Source organism: Pseudoduganella sp. R-32 (assembly GCF_049913245.1).
GTDB lineage: Bacteria > Pseudomonadota > Gammaproteobacteria > Burkholderiales > Burkholderiaceae_D > Rugamonas.
Genome location: NZ_CP183987.1, coordinates 4,133,015 through 4,157,408 on the forward strand (window position 1 = coordinate 4,133,015; position 24,394 = coordinate 4,157,408).

Below are 24,394 nucleotides of genomic sequence, written 5' to 3' on the forward strand. Positions count from 1 at the left end.
GAGACAGCATGAACAAACGCACTACTGCGGTGGCGACGCTCGCCCTTACCGTTTGCAGCAACGCCGCATTGGGGCAGAGCAATGTCGCTTTCTACGGCGTGATGGACCTTGGCATTTCACAGGACCGCGGCGGCCTGGCCGGCACCTCGACCCGCGTTACCAGCGGCATGGCGACCCAGAGCCGCTGGGGCTTCAAAGGCAACGAAGACCTGGGCGGCGGCCTGTCGGCCTTCTTCGTGATCGAAGGCGGCATCCACGGCGACGTGGGCAATTCGACCCAGAACAATACCTTGTTCGGCCGCACCAGCATCGTCGGCCTGCGCAGCGCCAAACTAGGCTCGGTGTCCATCGGCCTGCAGGACACGCCGCTGTTCACGACCCTGAACACGATTGTCGACCCGCTGCGCAACCGCATCGCTCGCTCCAACAACCTGATGCCTTCGACCGGGTTCCGCGCCAGCAACTCGGTACTGTTTCGCACCGCCGACATGCATGGCTTCAGTGCCGACTTCATGGTGGCGGCCGGCGAGGTGGCGGGTGACAGCAGCGCCAGCCGCGCGCTTGGCGGCTCGGTCGGCTACGCCAAAGGCCCCTTGAACATCCGGCTCGCCTACCACGACCGCAATAACGACAGCGCCAACGTGAAGAACACCGGCAGCGGGCGCAATTTCCTGCTCGGCGCAAATGTCGACTTCGAAGTGGCCAAGCTGTGGTTCGGCCTCGGCGTCGACAAGGGCTTGAACAGCGCGCCGTTGAACAGTTCAGGCGCGCCATTCGGCACTACGCCACCGACGCCATCGACCGACAGCCGCGACCTCCTCCTCGGTGTATCGGTCCCGTTCGGACCGCACACCATTGTCGCCACCGCCATTGCCAAGGACGACCGCGGCGTGCCGAAACAGGACGCGCAACAGTATGCCCTGGCCTATATGTACGCTTTCTCGAAGCGTACGGACGTCTACACCTCATACGCCCGCATCCGCAATCACAATGGCGCGGGCTATACAGAGGGCAATAGTGAAGAGCCGGGCTTGGGTGACCGCCAGTTCACGGTCGGCCTGCGCCACCGCTTCTGAGCTGTCACCGAACCCACGATTCTTTTGGGAAATAAATTTGACAACAGGGGGATTTCGGGGTGAAATGTGCGTTCTCACCCAAGGAATTCCCTCTATGAATCAACGTATTACCCGCCTGGCGCTGGCAACGGCGCTGATTGCCTGCACTTCCCTTGCCCAAGCGCAGTGGATGTGGGTGAACGACAAAGGCGTGAAGCAACTGTCCGACCAGCCGCCGCCACCGGGCACGCCACCAAACCGCATCCTGAAAGCACCACGCGGCGCTGCCGCTGCCGAGCTGCGCAAGGAAATGGCTGCGTCCGCCGCCAACGGTGACGAAGCCCCAGCCGCCGAAGAGAAAGCCGCACCAGTCAAGCCGACGTTGGCTGAACGCAACGCCGACTATAAGAAGCGCCAGCAGGAAGCCGCGGAAAAGACCGCCAAGGCCAATGAGCAGGCCAAGGTCGACGCCGAGAAGAAGAAGTACTGCGCGGAAGCCAAGAGCAATATCGGCATGCTGGAAAGCGGCGTTCGCGTATCCGAAATGGGCCCGAACGGCGAGCGCAACTTCATGTCCGACGAAGCCCGCGCGCAAAAGATCAAAGAACAGCGCGAGTCCGTCAACAACATCTGCAAATAAACGGGAACTCGCATTGCCGGGCATGGCCTGAGCATGCAACTGGCCATGATCGGCGCCCTGCTGCGCCTGGCGCGAGTTTTCTAGGCTTTCTTCGCCCGGCGGCGCCGGGCGTCCTTCGGATCGGCGATCAGAGGACGGTAGATCTCGACCCGGTCGCGTGCACGGACCACGGTATCCAAGGTTTTCTTCTTGCCGTAAATCCCGACCGGCATCGTCACCAGGTTGATCTCCGGCGCCTCCTGCATGATGCCGCTGATCTCGATAGCCTGGCCGATCGTCGTGCCCTCATCCACTTCCAGCGCATACAGCAATGGCTGTGAAGCTGGCGCATAACACACGGTAATCTTGATACGTTCAGCCATAGACAGTCTCGGCACGCTTGCAGAAGGAATCGACCATGCTATTGGCAATCATGCCGAACACCGAACCGATCACCTGTTCCAGCAGCTTGCTGGAAAACTCGTAGTGCAAATCGAGTTCGACCTTGCAGGCATCATCGCGCAGGGCCTTGAAAGTCCAGGTGCCGTCGAGGGTCTTGAAGGGTCCGTCGACCAGCTTCATGCGGATTTCGCTGACCGGCGTATTCGTATTGGACGTGGTGAAGTGCTGCTTCACACCATGGAAATTGATCCCAACGCTGGCCACAACATGGTTCTCCCCCCGTTCGCGGACATCAACTCCGCCACACCAGGGCAAAAATTTGGGATAATCCTCGACCTTTGCCACTAAATCAAACATTTGCTCGGCGCTGTATCCCAGGAATACCGACTTGTGCACTACTGCCATTGAGTAACCGTTTGCTATGATGTTGTCCAAAGAACCCGTAGTTTAACCGACCCACGCATTTTTACCCATGTCCATTGCCGATAATCGCAAAGCCTTCCACGACTACTTCATCGAAGACAAGTATGAAGCAGGGATCGCGCTCGAAGGCTGGGAAGTCAAGGCGATCCGCGATGGGCGCGTTCAGATCAAGGAAGCTTACGTTACCATCCGCGATAACGAACTGTACCTGTTTGGCGCGCACATCAGCGCCCTGCCCACCGCTTCCACCCACATCCACCCGCAAGCAGTGCGCACGCGCAAGCTGCTGCTGCATCGCGCCGAGATTGACAAACTGGTCGGCAAGGTCGAGCGTGCCGGCTATACGCTGGTGCCGCTGAACCTGCATTTCAAAGGCGGCCGCATCAAATGCGAGATCGGCCTGGCCAAGGGCAAGAAGCAGCACGACAAGCGCGCCTCCGAGAAAGACCGCGACGCCAGCCGCGAGGTGGCGCAAGCCATGAAGCAGCACCGCCGATAACATTTCCAAGTGGCAACATTGATGGTACACTTTGCACCATCAATAATGCCCGGAAATGACATGGCGACCAAAATCGCATTCGCACTGATGGCAGCCGCTGCGCTCAGCGGCTGCAAGACTCCGTATTCGTCCGCACCGCTCGCCACCAATTTCCCCACCACCAGGCAGGAAAAGCTGCAGGCTGCGGCGCATTGGAACGCGATCGCCGGCCATCTGCAGCAACAACTTATCGCCGAGCTGAAGAAGGCGCCGCCACGACCGCTGTATGTGGCAAGCCCTGTCAACCAGACTCCATTTCAACAGGCTATCAACAACCAGCTCATCTCCTCGCTGGTCCGGGACGGTTACGTGGTTTCGCGCACGCCCGCCGGCGCACTGCAAATCGACCTCGATATCCAGGCCATCACATTCAGCCCGAATCGCAAGCAAGCACCGACGGTAGGCGTAGCAACCGCCATCGCCACGGGCGTTTGGGTGCTGGCCGAGCGTATTGGCGAACCGGTCGGCAAGCTTGGCCGCTTTGCAGGCGCAGCCGGGGTTGGCGCCGGCATCGACGCCTACCAATGGTACGGCAGCGAATTCGCGTCTGGACCAACGCCTCGCACCGAGATTATCATTACAGCGTCCGTGACCGATGAACATCGCTACCTTGCGCGCGCGGCTAACACCTACTATGTCGCCGACACCGATCGCGCCCTGTACGGCATACGGGACGAAGCCGTACTGCAAATTAGCCAGAGCTTCCAGGTAAAAGGAGACCGATGATGCGCGCTATCGCTGCCCTACTTCTTCCGCTCGCACTGGCAGGCTGCGCCTGGTTCTCCAACAAGCCGCCCGAGAACGACTATGCCTCCACCTCGCAAAACCAGTTTGTCGGCGCCAATTACCGGGCAGCAGACGCTCTGCTCGCGCAACTTAATGGCCGCGTGGCAGGCGACAAACCCTTGATCATGGCGACCGTAGTCAACATCGACGCGCTGGACCAGAGCTCCACACTGGGCCGGCTGGTATCCGAACAGGTGTCGACGCGCCTGGCCCAGGGCGGCCTGCGCATGCTCGAAATGAAGCTGCGCAATTCGGTCTACATGAAGCGCCAACAAGGCGAAATGATGCTGACGCGCGAAGTGGGCGAAGTGGCGCACAACCACAATGCCCAGGCCGTAGTGGTCGGTTCATACGGCGAAACCAATGACGCCGTCTTCGTCAACATCAAGGTGGTACAGCCGCAAACCAACCAGGTAATGGCAGCCACCGACTACGTGCTGGCCAAGGACAGCGTAGTCCGTTCTATGCTGCTGGGACGCTGAGCAAGTCCACCAGCCGGGGCAGCACTTCCTGCGCGGGCGACTCCAGCTTCAGGGACAGCAGGCCGTCGGCGCGCGTCCTGCCTGCGTTGATCGCGGCAATCGGCTTGCCCGCCGCCGCAGCCATGCGGCAGAAGCGGTAGCCGGAAAACACCATCAGCGAAGAGCCGACCACCAGCAGCGCGTCGGCCGCCTCCATTTCAGCCAGTGCATGCGCGGTGCGTGCCGGCGGCACGTTATCGCCAAAGAAAACCACGTCGGGCATCAGCACACCGCCGCAGGCGGCGCAGGCCGGCGCATGGAAGTCCACCAGCGCATCCGGTTCGATCGCAGCATCGCCGTCGGGCAGCGGCTGGGCAAGCATATTCGCCAGCTCGGGATTGTCACGCTTCAACTGCGGCTGCAGGCCGGCGCGCGAATAGCGGGCCTGGCATGCGAGACAGCTTACATGGTGCAGGTTGCCGTGCAATTCGATCAGGCGCTTGCTGCCGGCCCGCTGGTGCAAGCCATCGACGTTCTGGGTAATCACGCAATGCAGGTGGCCGCCGGCCTCCAGTTCGGCGATCGCGCGATGGCCGGCATTCGGCACGGCGCTCGCCATCGTGGGCCAGCCCACCATGCTGCGCGCCCAGTAGCGACGCCTGATCGCCTCGTCGCGGCGGAATTCCGGGCCCTGGATCGGCGTGCGTCCGCGCCGCACGCCGTCCTTGTCCCGATAGCCGGGAATGCCGGAGGCAGTACTCAGCCCCGCGCCGGTCAAGACCAGCACGCGGCTGTGGCGCGCCAGCCAGCGCGCCAGTTCAGCCTCAGTCGACAGCGGCGCATCCATTGGGCTTGAAAATGCGTTCGGTCGACGCCGGGTATTTTTCCAGCTTCGCTGTGGCGCGAGTTGGGCGCGGAGCGAAGTCGCCGCCGCAGTTCGGGCATTTGCCGTGCAGCTTCTCGTCCACGCAATCGGCGCAGAAAGTGCACTCGAAAGAACAGATCAAGGCATCCTGCGCACCGGGCGGCAAGTCCTTGTTACAGCATTCGCAGTTGGGTCGCATTTGCAGCATTTCCAGGTTCCTTTATTGACTCTTGTAGCTGATTGCATTCAGCAAAGCGCTGGTGGTGTCGATATCGGCCAGCGCCTCATTACTTACGCGCGCAAAGCTGCGTTCACGGATGCGGGCCAGGCGTTCGAGCAATTCCTGCCTTGGCAGTCGCGATTGCACGATCGCCGCAGGATCAATGCCCTCGTAACGGCCCCCATTTGCTTCCAGCGTATCGAGCAGGCGCCGCACTTCAGCGTCGGCCAGGCTACCCTTGCCTGCTTGCTGTGCCGGCTGTTGCGCCAGTTGCTGGCGCATCGGCGCAAAGAAGGCCAGCGCCTCTTTCGACAACCCTTGCGGCTTGAGCGCCAGCAGCACCTGGCGGCCCTGCGGCCCGCCTGCGCGCAACAGGAAGTTCACAGCGCGCGTGAACACTTCCATGTCCGGGCTTTGCAGCAGCGGTTCAACGGCCGGCACGCTGGCTGGCGAGCCGACGAGCTGCAGCAAGTCCAGCACAGGCTTGACCAATGAAGGGTCGCGCAACAGTGCGGCAAGATGACGCTCTGCCGCCGCGCCAAAGCGGCCATACAGCAAAGCGCGCACCCCGGTTTCGTCGATGGTAGAGCCTTGCTGCGGCAGCGGAATGCTCACGGCCTTGCGCAGGAAAGCGCGATCGACCAGCGGCAGCAGGCGCGCATCCTGGCTGGCCGCGGCAGCGTGCATCAGGCGGAATAGCTGCGGGCCATCGAGCGCCGCATCGGGATTGATGGCCAATGCCGCTTGCACGATAAGCGCCTTGTCGGATTCGGCGCCGTAAGCGGCCAGAAAGCAAGCGGCGTCCAGCAACAGGTGCTGGCTGGGGCGCGGCGAGCGCAATTCGGCAGCCAGTTCGCGGCGCAGCAAGGGAATTGCATCCTCACGGTAATCGCCGAAGAAGCGCCAGGCAGCATCGAGCTCGCGGCGCTGGGCTCCCGCTGCGGCGGCGTTGGCAGCCGCCGGCATGGCGCGGATCTGGGCGATGCGCGCAGTAATGGCGGCATCGGTAGCGGCATCGCCGGCATATGCCGTGAAAGACGACGCTGCCAGGGCAGCGGCAAGAAGGCGCCTCATGCCGACAGCCTGCGCTGCAGGTCCGTCACGCCAGCGAGCCAATCCTCGTAATGTTCGCTGTCTTGCCACAACTCGCGCAACTCGGAAGCATCGGACAGCACCAGCCCCAGCACGCGCTGGGCCTTGTCGGCGATATCGGCCCGAGGCTTGTTGAGCTTCGCCTGCACCTCAGCCACCCACTCGTCGACGCGCTCGGAATCCTCATCCCTCGCCCCGCCCTTGCCTTGCAGGCGCGACCAGGTTTCCACCGCCGCCAGCGCCTCGGCGCCAAATGGCGCCTCCAGGTACTCGGTGGTCTCCGCCTGCAACACGTTGTTCAACGTGTCCTCGATAAAGTAAAGGTCCCTCGATTCCTGCAGATCCTCCGCCCAATCCTGCGCGAAGTCATTGCCAAACGGTCCAACAGCCCAGGTTCCCACAAGCGCCTCCTGTATGATATAAGGCCGCATTGTACGCAATTACGGCAGACCTCGTGTCACACCCTGGGGTCACACCCCGAAAGTGACACGGGCTGAGCCATTTCCCGCTTGAGGCCGTGTCACACTTGGGGTGTGACCCCAAGGTGTGACACGGACTCTGCTGGAGCTTACTTCTGGGTCTTGACCACTTGCAGGGCGGTGGCGATCAGGCTACTCATTTCACCGACGTTGGCGGGCACGATCAGGCTGTTGTTGGTCTTGGCCAGTTCGCCGAAGGCGCTGACGTATTGCTCGGCGACTTTCAAGTTCATTGCCGCTTCGCCGCCGGGTTGCTGGATCGCTGCGCCAACCTGCTTCAGCGCGCCGGAAGTCGCTTCGGCAATTGCGAGGATGGCGGCAGCTTCGCCTTGCGCGCGGTTGATGGCCGCTTGCTTGTCGCCTTCGGAACGGGCAATCGCGGCTTCGCGCTCGCCGGTGGCGATGTTGATCTGCTCCTGCTTGCGGCCTTCGGAGGCTGCAATCAGCGCGCGCTTGCCGCGCTCGGCCGTGATCTGGGCCTGCATGGCGTGCAGGATTTCTTGCGGCGGCGTCAGGTCCTTGATTTCGTAGCGCAGCACTTTCACGCCCCAGTTGGCGGCCGATTCGTCGATCGCGTTCACCACCGTGGAGTTGATGTGGTCGCGTTCTTCGAAAGTCTTGTCAAGCTCCATGCGTCCGATCACCGAGCGCAGCGTCGTTTGCGCCAGTTGCGTGATTGCGGCAATGTAGTTGGAGGATCCGTAGGAGGCGCGCATGGCATCGGTCACCTGGAAGTACAGGATGCCATCCACCTGCAACTGCGTATTGTCCTTGGTGATGCAAACCTGCGATGGCACATCCAGCGGTATCTCTTTCAGCACGTGCTTGTAGGCGATGCGGTCGATGAACGGCACCACGATATTCAGGCCGGGCCCCAGCGTGGCGTGGTATTTGCCAAGCCGCTCGACCACCCATGCGTGCTGCTGCGGCACCACATTGATGGTCTTGAAGACGAACACCAGCGCGACGATAAATACCACCAGCGTGACAGTGCCAAAACTGATTTCCATTCCCTTCTCCCTGTTATGCGCCGACGATCAGCCGGCTGCCGCGAATCTCGCGAATCCTGAATACGCCTGGCGCCGCTGCTTCGCCCGGCGCCAGTTCCACATCCCACATGGCGCCGCGATACATCACGCGTGCAGCGCCGTCCTGCCAGGCGGCCACGCTCACGGTCTGGCCGATGTCCAGGTTGACGTCCGGGTTGGACGCCGCCGGTGGCTGCGTGGTCTTGCCGAAGCGGCTGCGGCGCAGCAGCAGCGTGGCGATGGCGGCGACCATGGCGGCCACCAGCATCTGGCCCGGCATGTCGATGCGCGCCAGCGAAGCAAGCGCGCCCGCCCCCATGCCGATGGCAATCATCAGCAGGTAGAACGTGCCGCTAAACAGTTCGAGGGTGACCAGCACGCCCGCGCCAATCGCCCACAACATCCAGTCAGCCATCACAACCTCCAAAAGTAAAAAACCCCCGCTGCCGACAAGGCCACGGGGGTTCAAGCCGCTTATCGGCGGTTTATTGTTGCATTTCTGCCAGCTTCTGCCAAGTGTCGATGACCGAGTCCGGGTTCAGCGACATGGTCTCGATACCCTGCTGCATCAGCCACACGGCCAGTTCCGGGTGGTCGGAAGGACCCTGGCCGCAAATGCCAATGTACTTGTTCAGCTTGATGCAGGCCGAAATGGCCATGCCCAGCAGCGCACGCACTGCTGGATCGCGCTCGTCGAAGTCGGCTGCCAGCAGTTCCATGCCGGAATCGCGGTCCAGGCCCAGGGTCAGCTGGGTCAGGTCGTTGGAGCCGATCGAGAAGCCGTCGAAGTGCTGCAGGAACTGCTCCGCCAGCACGGCGTTGGATGGCACTTCGCACATCATGATGACGCGCAGTCCATTTTCGCCGCGTTTCAGGCCGTTCTTGGCCAGCAGGCCAACCACTTTCTCCGCCTGGCCCAGGGTGCGCACGAACGGCACCATGATTTCGACGTTGGTGAGGCCCATTTCTTCACGCACGCGCTTCATCGCGACGCATTCCATCTCGAATGCGGCAGCGAAGTCTTCGGACAGGTAGCGCGCGGCGCCGCGGAAGCCCAGCATCGGATTTTCTTCATCCGGCTCGTAGCGCGAACCGCCGATCAGCTTCTTGTACTCGTTGGACTTGAAGTCGGACAGGCGCACGATCACTTTCTTCGGCCAGAAGGCAGCGGCGATGGTGGCGATGCCTTCCGCCAGCTTGTCGATGTAGAACTGCTTCGGCGAAGCGTGGCCGCGGGCGACCGACTCCACCGCCTTCTTCAGGTCGGCGTCGATGTTCGGGTATTCCAGGATCGCTTTCGGGTGCACGCCAATATTGTTATTGATGATGAACTCGAGGCGGGCCAGGCCCACGCCGTTGTTCGGCACGGACTGGAAGTCGAAGGCCAGCTGCGGGTTGCCCACGTTCAGCATGATCTTGGTCTTGATCGGAGGCAGTTCGCCGCGCGACACTTCGGAGATCTCGGTTTCCAGCAGGCCGTCGTAGATCTTGCCCTCGTCGCCTTCTGCGCAGGACACGGTCACGAAGTTGCCGTCTTTCAGGACGTCGGTTGCGTCGCCGCAGCCCACGACTGCCGGCACGCCCAGTTCACGCGCGATGATCGCTGCGTGGCAGGTGCGGCCGCCGCGGTTGGTGACGATTGCCGAGGCGCGCTTCATCACCGGCTCCCAGTTAGGGTCGGTCATGTCGGCTACCAGCACGTCGCCCGGCTGCACGCGTTCCATTTCGCTTGGGTCGTTGATCACGCGCACAGGGCCGGCGCCGATCTTCTGGCCGATCGCGCGGCCGGAGGTCAGCACGGTGCCGCTCGACTTCAGCTTGAAGCGCTGCTGCGAGTCGGTGGCTTTCTGCTGCGATTTCACGGTTTCAGGACGTGCCTGCAGGATGTACAACTTGCCGTCGCGGCCATCCTTGCCCCACTCGATGTCCATCGGGCGGCCGTAGTGCTTCTCGATGATCATGGCGTACTTGGCCAGTTCGACGATTTCGGCATCGACCAGGGAGTAGCGGTTGCGCATCTCGATCGGCACATCGACGGTCTTCACGGAACGGCCGGCCTTGGCTTCGCTGGTGAATTCCATCTTGATCAGCTTGGAGCCGATATTGCGGCGGATGACGGCCGACTTGCCCTGTTCCAGCATCGGCTTGTGGACGTAGAATTCGTCCGGGTTCACGGCGCCCTGCACCACGGTTTCGCCCAGGCCGTAGGAGGAAGTGATGAAGACCACGTCCTTGAAGCCCGATTCGGTATCGATGGTGAACATCACGCCCGAAGCGCCCAGGTCGGAACGCACCATGCGCTGCACGCCGGCCGACAGCGCCACTTCAGCGTGGGTGAAGCCTTTGTGTACGCGATAGGAGATCGCGCGGTCGTTGTACAGCGATGCAAACACGTGCTTCATCGCTTCCAGCACGTTGTCGATGCCGACCACGTTCAGGAAGGATTCCTGCTGGCCTGCGAACGATGCGTCAGGCAGGTCTTCCGCGGTGGCGGAGGAGCGCACGGCGAACGACACTTCAGTGGTGGAGTCTGCGACCAGTTTGTCGTAGAAGGCGCGGATATCGGCTTCCAGGCGAGGCTGGAACGGAGTATCGATGATCCATTGGCGGATTTCTGCGCCCGATGCTGCCAGGGCGCGGACGTCGTCGACGTCCAGGTGTTCAAGGCGGTCAGCGATGCGCTTGGCCAGCGAAGGGCCACCGTCAACGCTGTGCGACAGGAAGTCGCGGAAGGCCTGGGCGGTGGTCGCGAAGCCGCCAGGCACCCGCACACCTGCGCCGGCCAGCTGGGAGATCATCTCCCCCAGCGACGCGTTCTTGCCGCCGACGGATTCGACATCCGTCATGCGCAAATTCTCGAACGAGGCAACGTACACCCCGTCGGATTGCTCCTTCAATGCTGCGTTAGTCATAAAGACACCTTTTTGATGATAAAAATCTTTACGCAGGCATGCTTGGCATCGTTCTTGTCATTCTTGGCGCCGTGCAGCACAATCTTACCGTTGGCAAGCATTTTACAGCCTGCGCAGCAAATTGACGATTCATCCACTGGAAAAGCTTTTTTGATGCCACAAGATCAACGTTTATTGCCGGCTTCGAGCCGCACCGTCTTTTTCGTCTCTGACGGCACGGGCATCACTGCCGAAACTTTCGGCCATTCCGTGCTGACGCAGTTCGACCTGCGCTTCCGCCAGATCCGTCTGCCCTTCATCGATACCTGCGACAAGGCTTATGATGCAGTGCGCAAAATTAACGAGATCGGGGCCGAGGATGGCGCCAAGCCGATTGTCTTTTCGACCCTGGTGAAAGCGGAGCTGTCGGAGGTGATCCAGCGCGCCAACGCCATGCACATGGACCTGATCCAGACCTTCGTCGCGCCGCTTGAGCAGGAATTGGGCGTCAAGTCGACCCACACCATCGGCCGGTCCCACAATGTGGTGGACAGCGAGGAATACAAGAACCGTATCGAAGCGATCAACTTCTCACTCGCGCACGATGATGGCCAGTCGAACAAGAACTTGTCCTCGGCGGACGTGATCCTGGTCGGCGTCTCGCGTTCCGGCAAAACCCCTACTTCGCTGTACCTGGCCATGCAATACGGCGTGAAAGCGGCCAATTACCCCCTGATTCCCGACGATTTCGAGCGCGGCAAGCTGCCTTCGGCGCTGTATGCGTACAAATCGAAGATTTTCGGCCTGAGCATCGAGCCGCAGCGCCTGTCGGAGATCCGCAACGAGCGCCGTGCCGGCTCCAAGTATGCTTCGCTGGAAAACTGCCGCTATGAGGTCAACGAGGCGGAAGCCATGATGCGGCGCGAAGGCATCCGCTGGCTCTCGTCCACCACCAAGTCGATCGAAGAGATTTCCACCACCATCCTGCAGGAAATCAAGCCGAACCGCTCGGTTTATTGAGGATTTCCGCCCGCATCGCCCGCTGGAACTCGGCCCACAGGGCTGCCAGCGGGCGTCCATAGGCGCCGCTCACCGCCCCGGCAAACGCGTCGCCCCGCCCGACCGCCGCCAGCAGGCGCTTGAACGCTGCCGGGTCTCTTTCGTCCATCCACGCTACCAGCACCGACGCCTGGCGGTAATACATGGCATGCGCCAGCCCGTAGCTGGGCGCCTGCTTGGGCGCGAACAGGGAGCCCTCATCTTCAGGAACCATGTGCCGGCCGTGTACGAAGGCCTGCACCGCCTCCTCACGTGTCACGTTGCCAGCGCCGCCACCGCCCGACAGATAGGTCGGCAAGCCTTCCCAGAACCAGTTGGGTAACTTGCCGATGCCGGACATGCCGATCCGCTGCACCAGGTGCAAGTGCGCCAGTTCGTGCGTCACGATGGCCTCCCTGCGCTCGGTTGCCCAGGCCTGCATTTTCGGCGCAAGGTGCACATCGCCCAGCACCACCACTCCGGCTGCGCGCGGGGCAACAGCGCCGTAACGCGAGAAACTCTCGTCACTGGCATACACATTGACGCGTACCGGAGCCACGTACGCCATGCCGAAGGCCCGTTCATCATGCCCGATGGCGGCCGGCAGGAGCGGCGCAATGGCTGCGCCGAAGGCCTCGGCGCCGGGCTCGCACCAAATGCGGGGATCGGGCGTGCACTGCGTGAAATGGTCCTTGCTGGACAGCCAGGCACGCGCGCCGTAAAAGGCCATCTGGCCAACGGGCGTGAAGGCAGCGGCGACCGGCAGGCTGACCGCGATTAGCAGCCCCGCAATCCATCGTTTTTTCATTAGAAGAAGTCTTTCCAGTCATCCAGCCAGCCGGGGATGTCGTCCACCGGCATCGGGTTGGCAATATAGAAACCCTGGGCATAGGTGCAGCCCAGCCCTTGCAGGAAGTCCCAGTCATCCCTGGTTTCCACACCCACTGCGCAGGCATGCCGCGACAGGCTGCGCGCCAGGCCAAGGCAGGTTTTGAGGACGGTGCCGATGGGGCGCTTGCGCGAGGCGCCATCGACGAAACCGGGATCGATCTTCAGCTCGGAGAACGGAATGGCGGCCAACAGCTGCAGGTTGGAGCGCCCGGTGCCGTAATCGTCGATCGCCAGCCCGAATCCCATCATGCGCAGGCGCAAAAGGCGTTCGATGAAATGCGGATTGGTGGTCAGTACTGAAGCTTCCGTGATCTCGAACGTGAGGTAGTCGGACAGGATGCGGTGGCGCTCCAGGCAGGCCGTCATCTGGGCGATGAATTGCGGGTGCGCCAGCGTGCCAGGGTCCACATTGAGCGAGATCGAAATCGGAATCCCCTTGTCGTGCAGGCCGCGACAGGCTGCGACCGACTTCTCGATCATGCACCAGTCGAGGAAATCGATGCGCCGCACGCTTTCGAGCACCGGCACAAATGCCGATGGACCAAGCACCCCATGCTCGGGATGGCGCCAGCGGGCGAACACTTCCAGCCCTTTGACAGTGCCGGTCTCCAGTTCGATCTTGGGCTGGAAATAGGGATCGAATTCGCGTCCCTGGAGCCCGCGCCCTACTTCGGCAAAGCTGAACTCGGGATGCTGCGGGCCCGCTTCCGGCTCGGCGGAAGGCTCCCGGTAGTTGGCAATCAGTTCCTGCAGCCTGGCCGAGGTGACTGGCTTGGCCGAACTGCCCAGCACATCGAGTCCATAGGCTTCGGCCATGGTCTCGACGGAAAACAGCACGTCGGCGCTTTGCGAGGCGAAGATGATGATGCCCGCCCGGCAGTCGATTTCGGCCAGGCGCCGTAGCACTTCCAGGCCGTCCATGCCGGGCAGCGTCAGGTCCATCAGGGCGATGTTGGCGGGGGGATTGAGGCCGATTTCCAGCAGGCGCAGTGCACTCAGCCCATCTGATGCCTGGGTCACCTGCCGGGCGCCCAAGTGGCGCAGCATGCCGGCCAATAGCTCACGCTGGACGGGTTCGCCCTCGGCGACCAGGAAGTGCAAGCTTGCAATTTCCATAACGCCCATTCCAGCATGGTTAGTTTTATTAAGCCAGATTTTGCCTTACTTGCTCGAAAAAGCATACTGCCGCGCATGCGGCGACATTCAGCGATTCGACCTTGCCCAGGTGGGGCACGATGACGCGGTGGGTGGCCGTGCTTAACAGCATGTCCGAGACACCCTGCCCTTCATGCCCGAAGATCCAGGCCACGGGGCGTTTCAGGTCCAGCCGGTACAACTGTTCGGCTGCGTAGCCGCTGGTGGCCAGGGTGGCGATTTGCGCGCCCTGCACCAGTTGCGGCAGGTCGACGTTTTCGTAGATATCGAGCACAAAGTGGGCGCCCATGGCGGCGCGCAGCACTTTCGGCGACCAGCAGAAGGCGGTGCCGGGTGCGCAATACACCTCCTTCACGCCTGCAGCGGCGGCGCTGCGCAGGATCGAACCGACGTTGCCCGGGTCCTGCACGTTATCCAGCAGGACGGCGTTGACGCTCAGCGCCTGAGGCACATCTTTTTGGGGCGTGGCGATCAGGAACATCAGGCCGACGCCGTGTTCGACCTGACTGACGGCGTGGTAAAGCTGGTCGGTCAGGCACAGGATATGGGCGTGCTCTGCCTCCAGGCGGGCGATGATGGCGGCCACCTCCGGGTTGTGCAGCGCGCCTTCGGCCACGATGGCTTGTTCGGGATGGCCGCGCAACTCGAGCCAGGTCTCGCACAGGTGCACGCCATCCAGCAGGCTGCGGCCGGCCTTGCGACGCGCCTGCGAGTTGGTGGCGAGCTTGGCCAGTTCCTTGTATTGCGCGTTGTCGCGCGAAGTGATGTTCTTCACAGGTCACGCTCCAGGACTTCACGCACCGGCGCAAAGCTGCGGCGGTGCACCGGCGAGGCGCCGTGCTCGCGCAAACGCTCCAGGTGCAGCGCCGTGCCATAGCCTTTGTGCTGGTCGAAGCCGTATTGCGGGTATTTCTTGTGCAGCTTGACCAGCGCGGCGTCGCGCGCGGTCTTGGCCAGGATGGAGGCGGCTGAAATGGATTCGATCTTGTCGTCCCCTTCCACGATGGCGATGCTCTGGATGCGCATGACCGGGCACTTATTGCCGTCGATCAGCGCGAGGGTCGGCACGGTTTGCAGCGCATACACCGCACGCTTCATGGCCAGGAGGCTGGCCTGGAGAATGTTCAGGCGGTCGATTTCCTCTTCCGAAGCCTTGGCCACGGCCCAGGCGATCGCGTGCTCGCGGATCAGGGGCGCCAGCTCGTCGCGCTTTGCCTCGTTGAGCTTCTTGGAATCGCGCAGGCCCGGAATCGGCCGGTTGCGATCGAGGATCACGGCAGCGGCAAACACCGGGCCGGCCAACGGACCGCGCCCGGCCTCATCGACGCCGCAAATGATCTCGTCGAGGGAATATGGAAGGTCGTCAAACAGACCGGATTGTTGGGACATCACTCAATTCTTTCTACTGTCCAGTTCGTGTCACACCTTGGGGTCACACCCCAAGTGTGACACGAACTGATCCATTCTCACGGCAGCGTCCGTGTCACCGTTGGGGTGTGACCCCATGGTGTGACACGGGCTTATCTGTTGATGACCTTAAGGACTGCCGCGGCGCCTTCCTGGGCGCTGTTACGCAGCAGGCTGTAATGCATGTCGGTAAAGCGTTGCGCCAGCTGCAGGCGGTGCGGGACGTCGCTCAGTTGTTTCCACATGGCGTCGGCCAGCGTCTCGGCTGTTGCGGCGTTCTGCAGCATTTCCGGTACCAGGAATTCGCGCGCCAGGATGTTCGGCAGGCCGATCCACGGCTGGTATCCCATATGCCTCATGATATGCCAGGATGCGGCCATCATCTTGTAGGCAATGACCATCGGCTTCTTGAACAGGGCTACCTCCAGCGAGGCGGTGCCGGAGGCTACCAGCACGGCATCGGCGGCGCAGATGGCTGTGTGCGACTGGCCATCCAGCAGCATCAGCTCGACATCCTGCAGGCCGGCTTCGGCCACCAGTTCCAGGAAATACTTGCGCTGCTTTTCGCCCGCCATCGGCACCACGAATTTCAGCGTGCGGTCGCGCTGCTGCAGCAGCTTGCAGGCGCCAATGAAGGCGGCTGTGTTGTACTTCAGTTCGGCCATGCGGCTGCCCGGCATCACCGTGACGACGTTGGCATCCTCCGCAATGCCCAGCTGGCGGCGCGCGGCCGCTTCGTCCGGCTGCACGGGGATCACTTCTGCCAGTGGGTGGCCGACGTAAGTCACGGGCACGCCAGCTTTTTTGTAGATCTCTTCCTCGAACGGGAAGATCACCAGCATGTGCGAGACAGATTTGATGATCTTCTTGATCCGGCCGCCGCGCCAGGCCCAGATTTGCGGGCCGATATAGTGCACGGTCGGGATGCCTGCGGCGCGCAACTGCGCTTCCAGGCCCAGATTGAAGCCCGGATAGTCGGCGCCAATGAAGCAGGCAGGCCGTTCGGCCAGCAGCTGGTCACGCAGCGTGTTCTGGATGCCTTTCAGCTCGCGGTAGCGGGGAATGATCTCGAACAGCCCGCGCACGGTCATCTTCTCGATCGGCCATTGCGACTCGAAGCCATGTTCCATCATGGCCGGGCCGCCGATGCCGTGGAAGCGCGCTTCGGGCAGGTGCGGGCGCAGGCCGCCCAGCAGGCGGCCCGCCAGCAGGTCGCCGGAAGGTTCGCCGGCGACGACTGCAATCGATACGTCAGCGGACGATGCCACGGGTGGTCGTATCGAGGAATTCGCGCATCGAGCGCGCGGCGGCGGCGCAATCTTCCGGCAGCCCGGCTTCGGCTTCCAGCATGGCTGCCCTGGCTTCGTCCAGCGTCAGGCCGGAACGGTACAGGATCTTGTAGGCGTTGCGGATGGCGTTGATCTGCTCGCGCGTGAATCCGCGGCGTTTCAGCCCTTCGATGTTGACGCCATGCGCTGCTGCCGGATTGCCGTTCAACAGCACGTATGGCGGCACGTCCTGGGTCAGGCTGGTGCTCATTCCGACGAAGGCGTGGGCGCCGATCTTGCAGAACTGGTGCACGTTGGCGAAGCCGGACATGATCACCCAGTCGCCGATCTCGACGTGGCCCGCCATCTGCGCGTTGTTCGAGAAGATGGTGTTGTTGCCGACCACGCAGTCATGCGCCAGGTGGACGTAGGCCGAAATCCAGTTGTTGTTACCCAGCTTGGTCACGCCCTTGTCCTGCACCGTACCGAGGTTGAAGGTGCAGAATTCGCGGATGGTGTTGTCGTCGCCGATTTCCAGGCGGGTCGGTTCGCCGTTCCATTTCTTGTCCTGCGGCGCGGCGCCGATGGAGGAGAACTGGAAGAACTTGTTGTTCTTGCCGATCGTGGTATGGCCCTCGATCACGACGTGCGGGCCCACCACGGTGTTCTCGCCAATCACCACGTTCGGGCCAATGATCGTGTAGGGGCCGATCTCGACGCCGGCAGCCAGTTCGGCTTTCGGGTCGACAATCGCTGTTGGGTGGATGGTTGCCATGGTCTTACTCCACGGAGCGGATGGTGCACATCAGCTCAGCTTCCAGCGCTACCTGGCCGTCGACCGAGCCGACCGCCTTGTATTTCCAGATGCCGCGCGCATTGCGCAGGATTTCCACGTCCATCTTCAGCTGGTCGCCAGGACCGACTGGGCGCTTGAAGCGCGCATTGTCGATACCGACGAAGTACACCACCGAATTCTCGTCCGGCTTGATGCCCATGGACTTGAACGACAGCAGGGCTGCGGTCTGCGCCATCGCTTCGATCATCAGCACGCCGGGCATGACAGGCTTGTGCGGGAAGTGGCCGTTGAAGAACTCTTCGTTCACGGTCACGTTCTTGATGGCGGTGATGGACTTGTTCTCTTCATAAGAGATGACGCGATCAACCAGCAGCAGCGGGTAGCGGTGCGGCAGGTAAGCCTTGATCTCGCAGATGTCCATCGTTTTGTTTTCGGTAGTCGTCATGATTCTTCGTCTTCGGTTTTAGTTTTAATGGTCTTTTCCAGCGCGCGCATTTTATCGCGCATGGTCGGCAGGTTCCGGACAATCGCAGCCGACTTCTCCCAGTCGCTGTTCTTGGCCAAGGGGTAGAAACCCGTGTATTGGCCTGGTTCGGTGATCGAGCGCGATACCAGGCTGCCCGACGAAATATGGACATGGTCCGCAATCGTCAGGTGGCCAAGGATCATCGCCGCGCCACCGAAAGTGCAGTACTTGCCGATTTTTGCGCTGCCTGCCACGCCGACGCAGCCGGCCATGGCCGTGTGCGCGCCGATATGGCAGTTGTGGCCGATCTGGATCTGGTTGTCCAGCTTCACGCCGTCTTCAATAATGGTATCCGCCAGCGCGCCGCGGTCCACGGTGGTGTTGGCGCCGATATCGACATCGTCGCCGATCACTACGCGGCCCACTTGCGGGATGCGTACGTAGACCCCGCCGTCATTGGCAAAGCCGAAGCCGTCGGTGCCGATCACCGCGCCCGAGTGGATGATGCCGCGCTTGCCAATCACGCACTTCGAATGGAAAGTCACATTGGCAAAGAAATGCGTGCCCTCGCCCACCCGCGCATCGCGGCCGATGGTGCAGCCGGCATCAAGCACCACGCCAGCGCCGATCACGGCGCCCGCTTCGACCACCACTTTGGGGCCGATATGGGCAGTGGCGTCCACGCTCGCAGCCGGGTCGACATACGCCGTCGGGTGCACGCCGGCCGGGCGCACATAGGCCGTCTGCGCTTCGAAGATCTGCGCGGCGCGAGCAAAGTACACGTAGGGATTCTTGACGACGATGCGGGCACCCTTGTAGGTTTCTGCCACGGTGGCATCGTCATTGGCGCTGACAATCAGGGCTGCCGCCTGGCTTTGCCCTGCTTGTGAACGGAATTTGCTGTTACTGAGGAAGCTGATATGCGAAGCGCCTGCATCGGTCAACGGCGCGATCCCGGCAACATAAAGTTCCGGGTCCCCCACCAGTTGGCCGCCCAGGCGCTCGACCAGTTCTCCTAGCCGAAGGCCCATCTGTAATCCAATCTATCTGTTATTTGTCCAACGCTTCCAGCACCTTGTTGGTGATGTCGATGCGCGGGCTGGCCCACACGGCGTCCTGCAGGACGATGTCGTAGCCTTCGGTATTTGCAAGCTGCTTGATGATCTTCGTCGCCTTTTCGGCAATCGCAGCACGCTCCTCGTTGGTGCGCTGGTTCAGGTCTTCGCGGAATTCACGCTGGCGGCGCTGGAAGTTCAGGTCCGCCTCGTAGGCTTCGCGCTGCAGCTTGCTGCGCTCCGGCTCGGGCTTGCTGGCGCCTTCCTTTTCCCATTTCTCGGCCGCCGCCTTGGAGCGCATGGCCAGTTCCTGCAGCGCTTTCTCGCGGCTGGAGAATTCCTCGCGCAGCTTGTTGTCGGCCGACTTGGCCAGCTTCGATTCGTTGTAGATGCGCTCGGCGCTCAGCCAGGCAATCCGGGAGGACTGCGCCAGCGCCGGTGCCGCGGCCATCATGCCCAGCGCCAGTACGGCAGCGATTTTGCCCAGGGTAGCGGTTGCAGTCTTCAACTCGATTCTCCGTCCAAATAAGTTGCTTTGGTGCACTAAATGCATCAGAAACCAGTGCCCATCTGGAACTGGAAGCGTTCCAGGCGGTCACCCAGTTTGTCGTTCAGAGGCAAAGCATAACTCAACTTCAGCGGCCCCACAGGGGAAATCCAGCTCAAGCCCAGGCCGGCCGAGAAGCGCAGCTCGGACAGGCGCATCTTCTGGCGTTCCTGGTAGACCTGGCCGCCATCGAGGAAGCCGAACCAGCGCAGCGAGCGGTCCTGGCCCTGGCCTGGGAACGGCATCTGCAGTTCGGCATTGCCGATCAGGCGCGAAGCACCGCCCAGCGAGTCGCCGTAGCGCGGGTCGACCGCGCCCAGCGAGGAACTCTGGTAGCCGCGCACCGAGCCGATGCCGCCAGCGTAGAAGTTCTTGAAGACCGGGTAGTTCTTGCCGCCGAAGCCGCGGCCATAGTCGACCTCGCCCTTCAGCGCCAGGGTGATCTTGTTGGTCAGCGGCTTGTACCACTGGGTTTCGTACACCGCTCGCCAGTACTTCGATTCGCCGATCGCATCCAGTTCCAGGTTGATGCGCTGCATGTAGCCGAGGGTCGGGGTCATGGCGGAGTCGCGGCTGTCGCGCGCCCACGCCGCGGTCAGCGGAACCGAGTAGGCGTTGACTGAGCCGACGCCGCTGGCCGGGCCGCCCAGGTCGCGCACGTACTGCTTGAAGTAGGTCGGCGACGATTCGTCGGTTTCCACGTTCGACTTTTCCAGCCCGATACCGAAGAAGATGGTGTCCTGCTCGGAGAACGGCACGCCGAAGCTCACGCGGCCGCCGGTCTGCTTGATGGTGTACAGGCCGGTGTTGACTGCAGGCGGGCGGAAGGTGCGCAGGTAGAGCTCATAGCTGCGCGAGATGCCGTCCGGCGTGAAGTACGGATTGGTGTGCGAGAACGCGATGGTGCGGCTGTACTTCGAGGTATTCAGTTCCAGGCCCACGGTGTTGCCCGAGCCGGCGAAGTTGGCCTGCTGGATCGCCGCGTTGAAGGTGAACTTTTCAGCCTGCGAGAAAGCGCCGCCGATCTGGAAATTGCCGGTCGGGCGTTCGACCACGGACAGGTTGATGTCCACCTGGTCGGAGGTGCCCTGCGCTTCCGGCGTGTCGACCGTCACGTCCTTGAAATAGCCGGTGCGGTCGACGCGGTCGCGCGAAGCCTTGATCTTGGAGGCGTCGTACCAGCTCGATTCGAACTGTCGGAATTCGCGGCGGATCACTTCGTCGCGGGTGGTGGTGTTGCCCGAGATATTGATGTGGCGCACATAGGCGCGCTTGCCCGGGTCGATGAAGAAGGTGAACGCGACTTCGCGCTTGGCCTGGTCGATTTCCGGATTGGCGTTCACGTTGGCGAAGGCGAAACCGAAGGTGCCGAGGCGGTCGGTGATCAGCTTGTTGGTGGCGGTCAGCAGCTTGCCGGAGTACAGCTTGCCCTTTTGCAGCAGCACCAGCTGGCGCAGTTCGTCTTCGCGGCCGAACATCTCGCCTTCGAACTTGATGTCGGAGACCGTGTACTTTTCACCCTCGGTGATATTGATGGTGATGTAGATGTCCTTCTTGTCCGGCGTGATCGAGACCTGGGTCGAATCCACGTTCATCTCGATATAGCCGTGGTCCAGGTACCAGGACTTCAGGGTCTCGATGTCGCCATTCAGCTTGGTCTTGGAATACTGGTCGGACTTGGTGTACCAGCTGAACCAGCCGCCGGTATTCAGGGCGATCTGCTCTTTCAGTTCCTTGTCGCTGAAAGCCTTGTTGCCGACGATATTGATCTGCTTGATGCGCGCCACGTCGCCTTCATCGACGTCGAAGTCGATGCTGACGCGGTTACGCTCCATCGGGGTAACGGTGGTGGTGATTTTCACGCCGTACAGGCCGCGCGACAGGTACTGACGCTTCAATTCCTGTTCGGCGCGGTCCACCGATGCCTTGTCGAAGGTCTTGGCTTCGCCGACGCCGATATCCTTCAGCGCCTTGACCAGCATGTCCTTCTCGAATTCGTGGGTGCCTTTGAAGTCCACCTTGGCGATCGCCGGGCGTTCCTCCACTATCACCACCAGCACATTGCCGTCGCGCTCCAGTTTCACATCCTTGAAGATGCCGGTCGCGTACAGGGCCTTGATGGTGGCTACGGATTTGTCGTCACTGAAGGTTTCGCCCACGCGCACCGGCAGGTAGCTGAACACGGTGCCGGCTTCGGTACGCTGGATGCCTTCGACGCGGATGTCCTTGACGACGAACGACTCGGCGGCCATTGCGCTGCCGGAGCAGAAAGCCAGGACGGCTGCGCCTACCAGGGTACGGCGGAATTGGGGAGCGATACGATCAGTGTGTAATTTCATCGGCAAATCGAAAAAAATTAAAGCAGGCGGGCCAGGTCATTGAATATAGCCAGCGCCATTAAAGACACCAGCAATCCCAGTCCAATACGCTGCGCCATTTCGCCAAAGCGCTCGGAAACGGGGCGCCCTGTCAAAACTTCCAGCGAATAATACAGCAAATGCCCCCCATCCAGAACAGGAATTGGCAGCAAATTCATCAGCCCAAGGCTCACGCTGATAAAGGCGACGAAGGCAATAAAAGGCTCGGCGCCCATTTTCGCCGTTTCACCGGCATATTCGGCAATGGTCAGCGGGCCGGTAATATTCTTCAGCGAGACTTCACCAACAATCATGCGGCCCAGGATCTTGAAGGTCATCGTGCAGATTTCCTTTACCTGGCGCACCGCCTTGGCGCCTGCCTCCAGCGGGCCGTAGTGCACCACCATCGTATCAACAGCGCCCACCAGTTCGGCCTTGATCTTACCGACTGTTACAAGACCTTTGCTGTTTGCCTGCTTGTCCTCTACCGCATCCGGGGTCAGCTCGAGCTCCAGCCTGCGCCCCTCGCGCAGCACGGTCACGACCAGCTTTCGGCCCGGCGAGCGCAGGACTTCGGCCACGAAGCCGCGCGCATCGTCAATCGGCTGGCCGTCGACAGCCTGGATCACATCGCCCTTCAGCATTCCGGCGCGGCGGGCGGCGCCGCCCTCCTCCATGCGGCCAATGACTGGCGGCGGGCGCATCAGGTCGAGGCCGATCACCGCCGGCACGTCGTCCTCGAGGCTCACATGGCCCGCCGCTTCGGCCGGCAGCGAAGCGCGAACTTCGCCGTAACCGGGGCGTTCGACCACCAGGCTCAGGGCTTCCTTGTGAATTGCAGACTGGATGATGGCCCAGCGCAGCTCGGACCAGCCCTGCACCGGATCGCCATTGACCGACTTGACCAGGTCGCCCCGGTGCAGGCCGGCGGCAGCTGCTGCCGTCGCTTTCGCCGGTTCCGCAATACGGGCCGTCGGCTCGCGCACGCCGGACATGTACAGGCCGGCGTATAGGGCGATAGCAAGCAGGAAGTTGGCCAGCGGGCCGGCGGCCACGATGGCGATGCGTTTCCACACGCTCTGGCGGGTAAATTCACGGGCCAGGTCTTCGGCCGGCAGGCCGGATACATCGCCTTCGCGGGCATCCAGCATCTTCACGTAGCCGCCCAAGGGGATGGCAGACAAGGCCCATTCGGTCTGGTCCTTGCCGAACCTGCGCATCCAGACGATGCGGCCCATGCCGACCGAGAAGCGCAGCACCTTGACACCGCACCAGCGCGCCACCAGGTAGTGCCCCAACTCGTGGATGATGATCAGGGAACCGAGACAGACAATCGTGGCGAGAATGGTGCGGAAAGTGTCCATGGCTGGCTGCTTATCCGGCGATGATCCGTTCTGCTGCGGCCCGTGCCAGCGCATCCTGCGCCATCACGGCATCAATGCTGCTGGCCGCTCCATGCGGCAATTCGTCCATCACCTGGCGAATCACGCGGTCGATGCGGCGGAAGCCGATGCACTCGTCGAGGAAGGCCTGTACCGCCACCTCGTTGGCCGCATTCAGCAAGGCTGGCGCGGTGCCGCCTGCACGCAAGGCCTCGTAGGCCAGTGCCAGGCAAGGGAAACGGTTGAAGTCCGGCTTTTCGAACTGCAGGGTGCCGACCTGGGTCAGGTCAAGCTGTGCCACGCCGGAGGCGACGCGCTCCGGGTAAGCCAGCGCATGGGCGATCGGCGTGCGCATGTCCGGGTTGCCCAGTTCCGCCAGTACGGAGCCGTCGTTGTAGGACACCATCGAGTGGATCACCGATTGCGGGTGGATCACGACCTCGATCTGTTCGGCCGGGGCGCCGAACAGCCAGTGGGCCTCGATCACTTCCAGGCCCTTGTTCATCATGGTCGCGGAATCGACCGAAATCTTGCGGCCCATGACCCATTTAGGGTGCTTGCAGGCCTCGTCCGGGGTCACGTTTTCCAGCGTGGCGACGTCGCGCTTCAGGAACGGGCCACCGGAAGCGGTCAACAGGATCCTGGTAACGCCGAAGGCAGAAGGCACGCGGCCATAGCCTTGCGGCAGGCACTGGAAGATCGCATTGTGCTCGGAATCGATCGGCAGCAGCACGGCGCCGCTTTCGGCCACGGCATCCATAAACAACTGGCCGGACATGACCAGCGCTTCCTTGTTGGCCAGCATGACCTTCTTGCCGGCGCGGGCGGCAGCCAGGGTTGGCGCCAGACCGGCGGCGCCGACGATGGCGGCCATCACGGCATCGGTTTCGGAGGCTGCGGAAACCGCGCACAGCGCAGCTTCGCCCCACTCCACTTCGGTGCGGCAGCCGGCGGCACGCAGCAAGGCGCCCAACTGGTCGGCGGCAGCGGCGCTGCCGACTACGGCGCGAGCCGGTCGGAACTGGACGCACTGTGCAGCCAGTTCTTCGACGCGGCTATGGGCGGTCAACGCGTAGACAGAATAACGGTCCGGGTGGCGCGCAATCACGTCCAGTGTGGAGACGCCGATCGAGCCAGTGGCGCCGAGGATGGTAATGCGTTGCATGGAATTCC

The 24,394-nt window shown here is 62.1% G+C and carries 27 protein-coding genes; 6 read left to right on the plus strand and 21 right to left on the minus strand.

Features of this window, described 5'->3' with window-relative positions; translation table 11 throughout:
• The first annotated feature begins 8 nt into the window (after positions 1–8).
• Both ACN9MU_RS18725 and ACN9MU_RS18730 read left to right on the plus strand, forming a co-directional pair.
• The gene (locus ACN9MU_RS18725) at positions 9–1,076 is read left to right on the plus strand and encodes a porin (protein WP_426343276.1); all 1,068 of its coding nucleotides are present in this window, start codon (positions 9–11) and stop codon (positions 1,074–1,076) included.
• A 94-nt stretch (positions 1,077–1,170) separates the two neighbouring features.
• Positions 1,171–1,695: a DUF4124 domain-containing protein gene (locus tag ACN9MU_RS18730; protein ID WP_426318219.1), complete on the plus strand. Its 525-nt coding sequence runs from the start codon at positions 1,171–1,173 to the stop codon at positions 1,693–1,695.
• Between the two features lie 80 nt (positions 1,696–1,775).
• Here ACN9MU_RS18730 and ACN9MU_RS18735 read toward each other — a convergent pair whose 3' ends face one another.
• The gene (locus ACN9MU_RS18735; protein ID WP_426161893.1) at positions 1,776–2,057 is read right to left on the minus strand and encodes an RnfH family protein; all 282 of its coding nucleotides are present in this window, start codon (positions 2,055–2,057) and stop codon (positions 1,776–1,778) included.
• Positions 2,050–2,481 carry a type II toxin-antitoxin system RatA family toxin gene (locus ACN9MU_RS18740; protein ID WP_426161894.1) on the minus strand — a complete coding sequence of 144 codons (432 nt, stop codon included), beginning with the start codon at positions 2,479–2,481 and terminating at the stop codon, positions 2,050–2,052. The genes ACN9MU_RS18735 and ACN9MU_RS18740 overlap by 8 nt, the downstream gene beginning before the upstream one ends.
• 67 nt (positions 2,482–2,548) lie before the next feature.
• On the opposite strand from ACN9MU_RS18740, the gene smpB reads away from it, so the two are divergent.
• Genes smpB through ACN9MU_RS18755 form a run of 3 tightly spaced genes read left to right on the plus strand, consistent with a single transcriptional unit; the run spans position 2,549 to position 4,305 of the window.
• On the plus strand, positions 2,549–2,998 hold the full coding sequence (smpB, locus tag ACN9MU_RS18745; protein WP_130312176.1) for an SsrA-binding protein SmpB: 450 nt from the start codon (positions 2,549–2,551) through the stop codon (positions 2,996–2,998).
• 60 nt (positions 2,999–3,058) lie between these two features.
• Complete coding sequence (locus ACN9MU_RS18750; protein WP_426335908.1) at positions 3,059–3,763, plus strand: hypothetical protein; 705 nt, start codon at positions 3,059–3,061, stop codon at positions 3,761–3,763.
• Positions 3,760–4,305, plus strand: a complete 546-nt coding sequence (locus ACN9MU_RS18755) for a FlgO family outer membrane protein (RefSeq protein WP_426161896.1) — start codon at positions 3,760–3,762, stop codon at positions 4,303–4,305. Before ACN9MU_RS18750 ends, ACN9MU_RS18755 begins: the two co-directional genes overlap by 4 nt.
• On the opposite strand, the gene ACN9MU_RS18760 is transcribed toward ACN9MU_RS18755, so the two are convergent.
• The 7 genes from ACN9MU_RS18760 to ppsA all read right to left on the minus strand — a co-directional run bounded on the left by ACN9MU_RS18760 (position 4,286) and on the right by ppsA (position 10,880).
• Positions 4,286–5,131 (minus strand): NAD-dependent protein deacetylase, encoded by an 846-nt coding sequence (locus ACN9MU_RS18760; protein WP_426335909.1) that lies wholly within the window; start codon positions 5,129–5,131, stop codon positions 4,286–4,288. The two genes, ACN9MU_RS18755 and ACN9MU_RS18760, sit on opposite strands and share 20 nt — an antisense overlap.
• Positions 5,109–5,357 (minus strand): DUF1272 domain-containing protein, encoded by a 249-nt coding sequence (locus ACN9MU_RS18765; protein ID WP_426161898.1) that lies wholly within the window; start codon positions 5,355–5,357, stop codon positions 5,109–5,111. Before ACN9MU_RS18765 ends, ACN9MU_RS18760 begins: the two co-directional genes overlap by 23 nt.
• A gap of 12 nt (positions 5,358–5,369) precedes the next feature.
• Complete coding sequence (locus ACN9MU_RS18770) at positions 5,370–6,443, minus strand: hypothetical protein (RefSeq protein ID WP_426343277.1); 1,074 nt, start codon at positions 6,441–6,443, stop codon at positions 5,370–5,372.
• Positions 6,440–6,862, minus strand: coding sequence for a DUF4259 domain-containing protein (locus ACN9MU_RS18775; RefSeq protein ID WP_426318224.1), 423 nt, complete (start codon positions 6,860–6,862; stop codon positions 6,440–6,442). The genes ACN9MU_RS18770 and ACN9MU_RS18775 overlap by 4 nt, the downstream gene beginning before the upstream one ends.
• A gap of 167 nt (positions 6,863–7,029) precedes the next feature.
• Positions 7,030–7,950, minus strand: coding sequence for an SPFH domain-containing protein (locus tag ACN9MU_RS18780; RefSeq protein WP_426161902.1), 921 nt, complete (start codon positions 7,948–7,950; stop codon positions 7,030–7,032).
• Positions 7,951–7,963: 13 nt separating this feature from the next.
• On the minus strand, positions 7,964–8,383 hold the full coding sequence (locus tag ACN9MU_RS18785) for an NfeD family protein (protein ID WP_426343278.1): 420 nt from the start codon (positions 8,381–8,383) through the stop codon (positions 7,964–7,966).
• 70 nt (positions 8,384–8,453) lie between these two features.
• Entirely contained in the window at positions 8,454–10,880 is a 2,427-nt protein-coding gene (gene ppsA, locus ACN9MU_RS18790) for a phosphoenolpyruvate synthase (RefSeq protein WP_426161904.1), read from the minus strand.
• A 153-nt stretch (positions 10,881–11,033) separates the two neighbouring features.
• On the opposite strand from ppsA, the gene ppsR reads away from it, so the two are divergent.
• On the plus strand, positions 11,034–11,879 hold the full coding sequence (ppsR, locus tag ACN9MU_RS18795) for a posphoenolpyruvate synthetase regulatory kinase/phosphorylase PpsR (protein WP_426161906.1): 846 nt from the start codon (positions 11,034–11,036) through the stop codon (positions 11,877–11,879).
• Here the strand turns inward: ppsR and ACN9MU_RS18800 are convergent.
• From ACN9MU_RS18800 to ispC, 12 genes are all read right to left on the minus strand, one after another.
• Positions 11,854–12,705: a hypothetical protein gene (locus ACN9MU_RS18800; RefSeq protein ID WP_426318226.1), complete on the minus strand. Its 852-nt coding sequence runs from the start codon at positions 12,703–12,705 to the stop codon at positions 11,854–11,856. The two genes, ppsR and ACN9MU_RS18800, sit on opposite strands and share 26 nt — an antisense overlap.
• Positions 12,705–13,904 carry an EAL domain-containing response regulator gene (locus ACN9MU_RS18805; protein WP_426318227.1) on the minus strand — a complete coding sequence of 400 codons (1,200 nt, stop codon included), beginning with the start codon at positions 13,902–13,904 and terminating at the stop codon, positions 12,705–12,707. The genes ACN9MU_RS18800 and ACN9MU_RS18805 overlap by 1 nt, the downstream gene beginning before the upstream one ends.
• A gap of 28 nt (positions 13,905–13,932) precedes the next feature.
• Complete coding sequence (locus tag ACN9MU_RS18810; protein WP_426161911.1) at positions 13,933–14,718, minus strand: TrmH family RNA methyltransferase; 786 nt, start codon at positions 14,716–14,718, stop codon at positions 13,933–13,935.
• Positions 14,715–15,332 carry a ribonuclease HII gene (rnhB, locus tag ACN9MU_RS18815; RefSeq protein ID WP_426318228.1) on the minus strand — a complete coding sequence of 206 codons (618 nt, stop codon included), beginning with the start codon at positions 15,330–15,332 and terminating at the stop codon, positions 14,715–14,717. Before rnhB ends, ACN9MU_RS18810 begins: the two co-directional genes overlap by 4 nt.
• Before the next feature lie 131 nt (positions 15,333–15,463).
• The gene (gene lpxB, locus ACN9MU_RS18820; RefSeq protein WP_426343279.1) at positions 15,464–16,618 is read right to left on the minus strand and encodes a lipid-A-disaccharide synthase; all 1,155 of its coding nucleotides are present in this window, start codon (positions 16,616–16,618) and stop codon (positions 15,464–15,466) included.
• Positions 16,602–17,393, minus strand: coding sequence for an acyl-ACP--UDP-N-acetylglucosamine O-acyltransferase (gene lpxA, locus ACN9MU_RS18825; RefSeq protein ID WP_426161914.1), 792 nt, complete (start codon positions 17,391–17,393; stop codon positions 16,602–16,604). The genes lpxB and lpxA overlap by 17 nt, the downstream gene beginning before the upstream one ends.
• Before the next feature lie 4 nt (positions 17,394–17,397).
• Positions 17,398–17,859, minus strand: a complete 462-nt coding sequence (fabZ, locus tag ACN9MU_RS18830) for a 3-hydroxyacyl-ACP dehydratase FabZ (RefSeq protein ID WP_055924214.1) — start codon at positions 17,857–17,859, stop codon at positions 17,398–17,400.
• A complete protein-coding gene (gene lpxD, locus ACN9MU_RS18835; protein ID WP_426318230.1) occupies positions 17,856–18,911 on the minus strand; it encodes a UDP-3-O-(3-hydroxymyristoyl)glucosamine N-acyltransferase in 1,056 nt (351 codons plus the stop codon). Before lpxD ends, fabZ begins: the two co-directional genes overlap by 4 nt.
• Positions 18,912–18,930: 19 nt before the next feature.
• Positions 18,931–19,443 carry an OmpH family outer membrane protein gene (locus tag ACN9MU_RS18840; RefSeq protein ID WP_426161916.1) on the minus strand — a complete coding sequence of 171 codons (513 nt, stop codon included), beginning with the start codon at positions 19,441–19,443 and terminating at the stop codon, positions 18,931–18,933.
• A 44-nt stretch (positions 19,444–19,487) separates the two neighbouring features.
• A complete protein-coding gene (gene bamA / locus ACN9MU_RS18845; RefSeq protein WP_426161917.1) occupies positions 19,488–21,821 on the minus strand; it encodes an outer membrane protein assembly factor BamA in 2,334 nt (777 codons plus the stop codon).
• A 17-nt stretch (positions 21,822–21,838) separates the two neighbouring features.
• A complete protein-coding gene (gene rseP / locus ACN9MU_RS18850) occupies positions 21,839–23,203 on the minus strand; it encodes an RIP metalloprotease RseP (RefSeq protein WP_426318231.1) in 1,365 nt (454 codons plus the stop codon).
• A gap of 10 nt (positions 23,204–23,213) precedes the next feature.
• A complete protein-coding gene (gene ispC, locus ACN9MU_RS18855; protein ID WP_426318232.1) occupies positions 23,214–24,386 on the minus strand; it encodes a 1-deoxy-D-xylulose-5-phosphate reductoisomerase in 1,173 nt (390 codons plus the stop codon).
• Positions 24,387–24,394 lie beyond the last annotated feature (8 nt).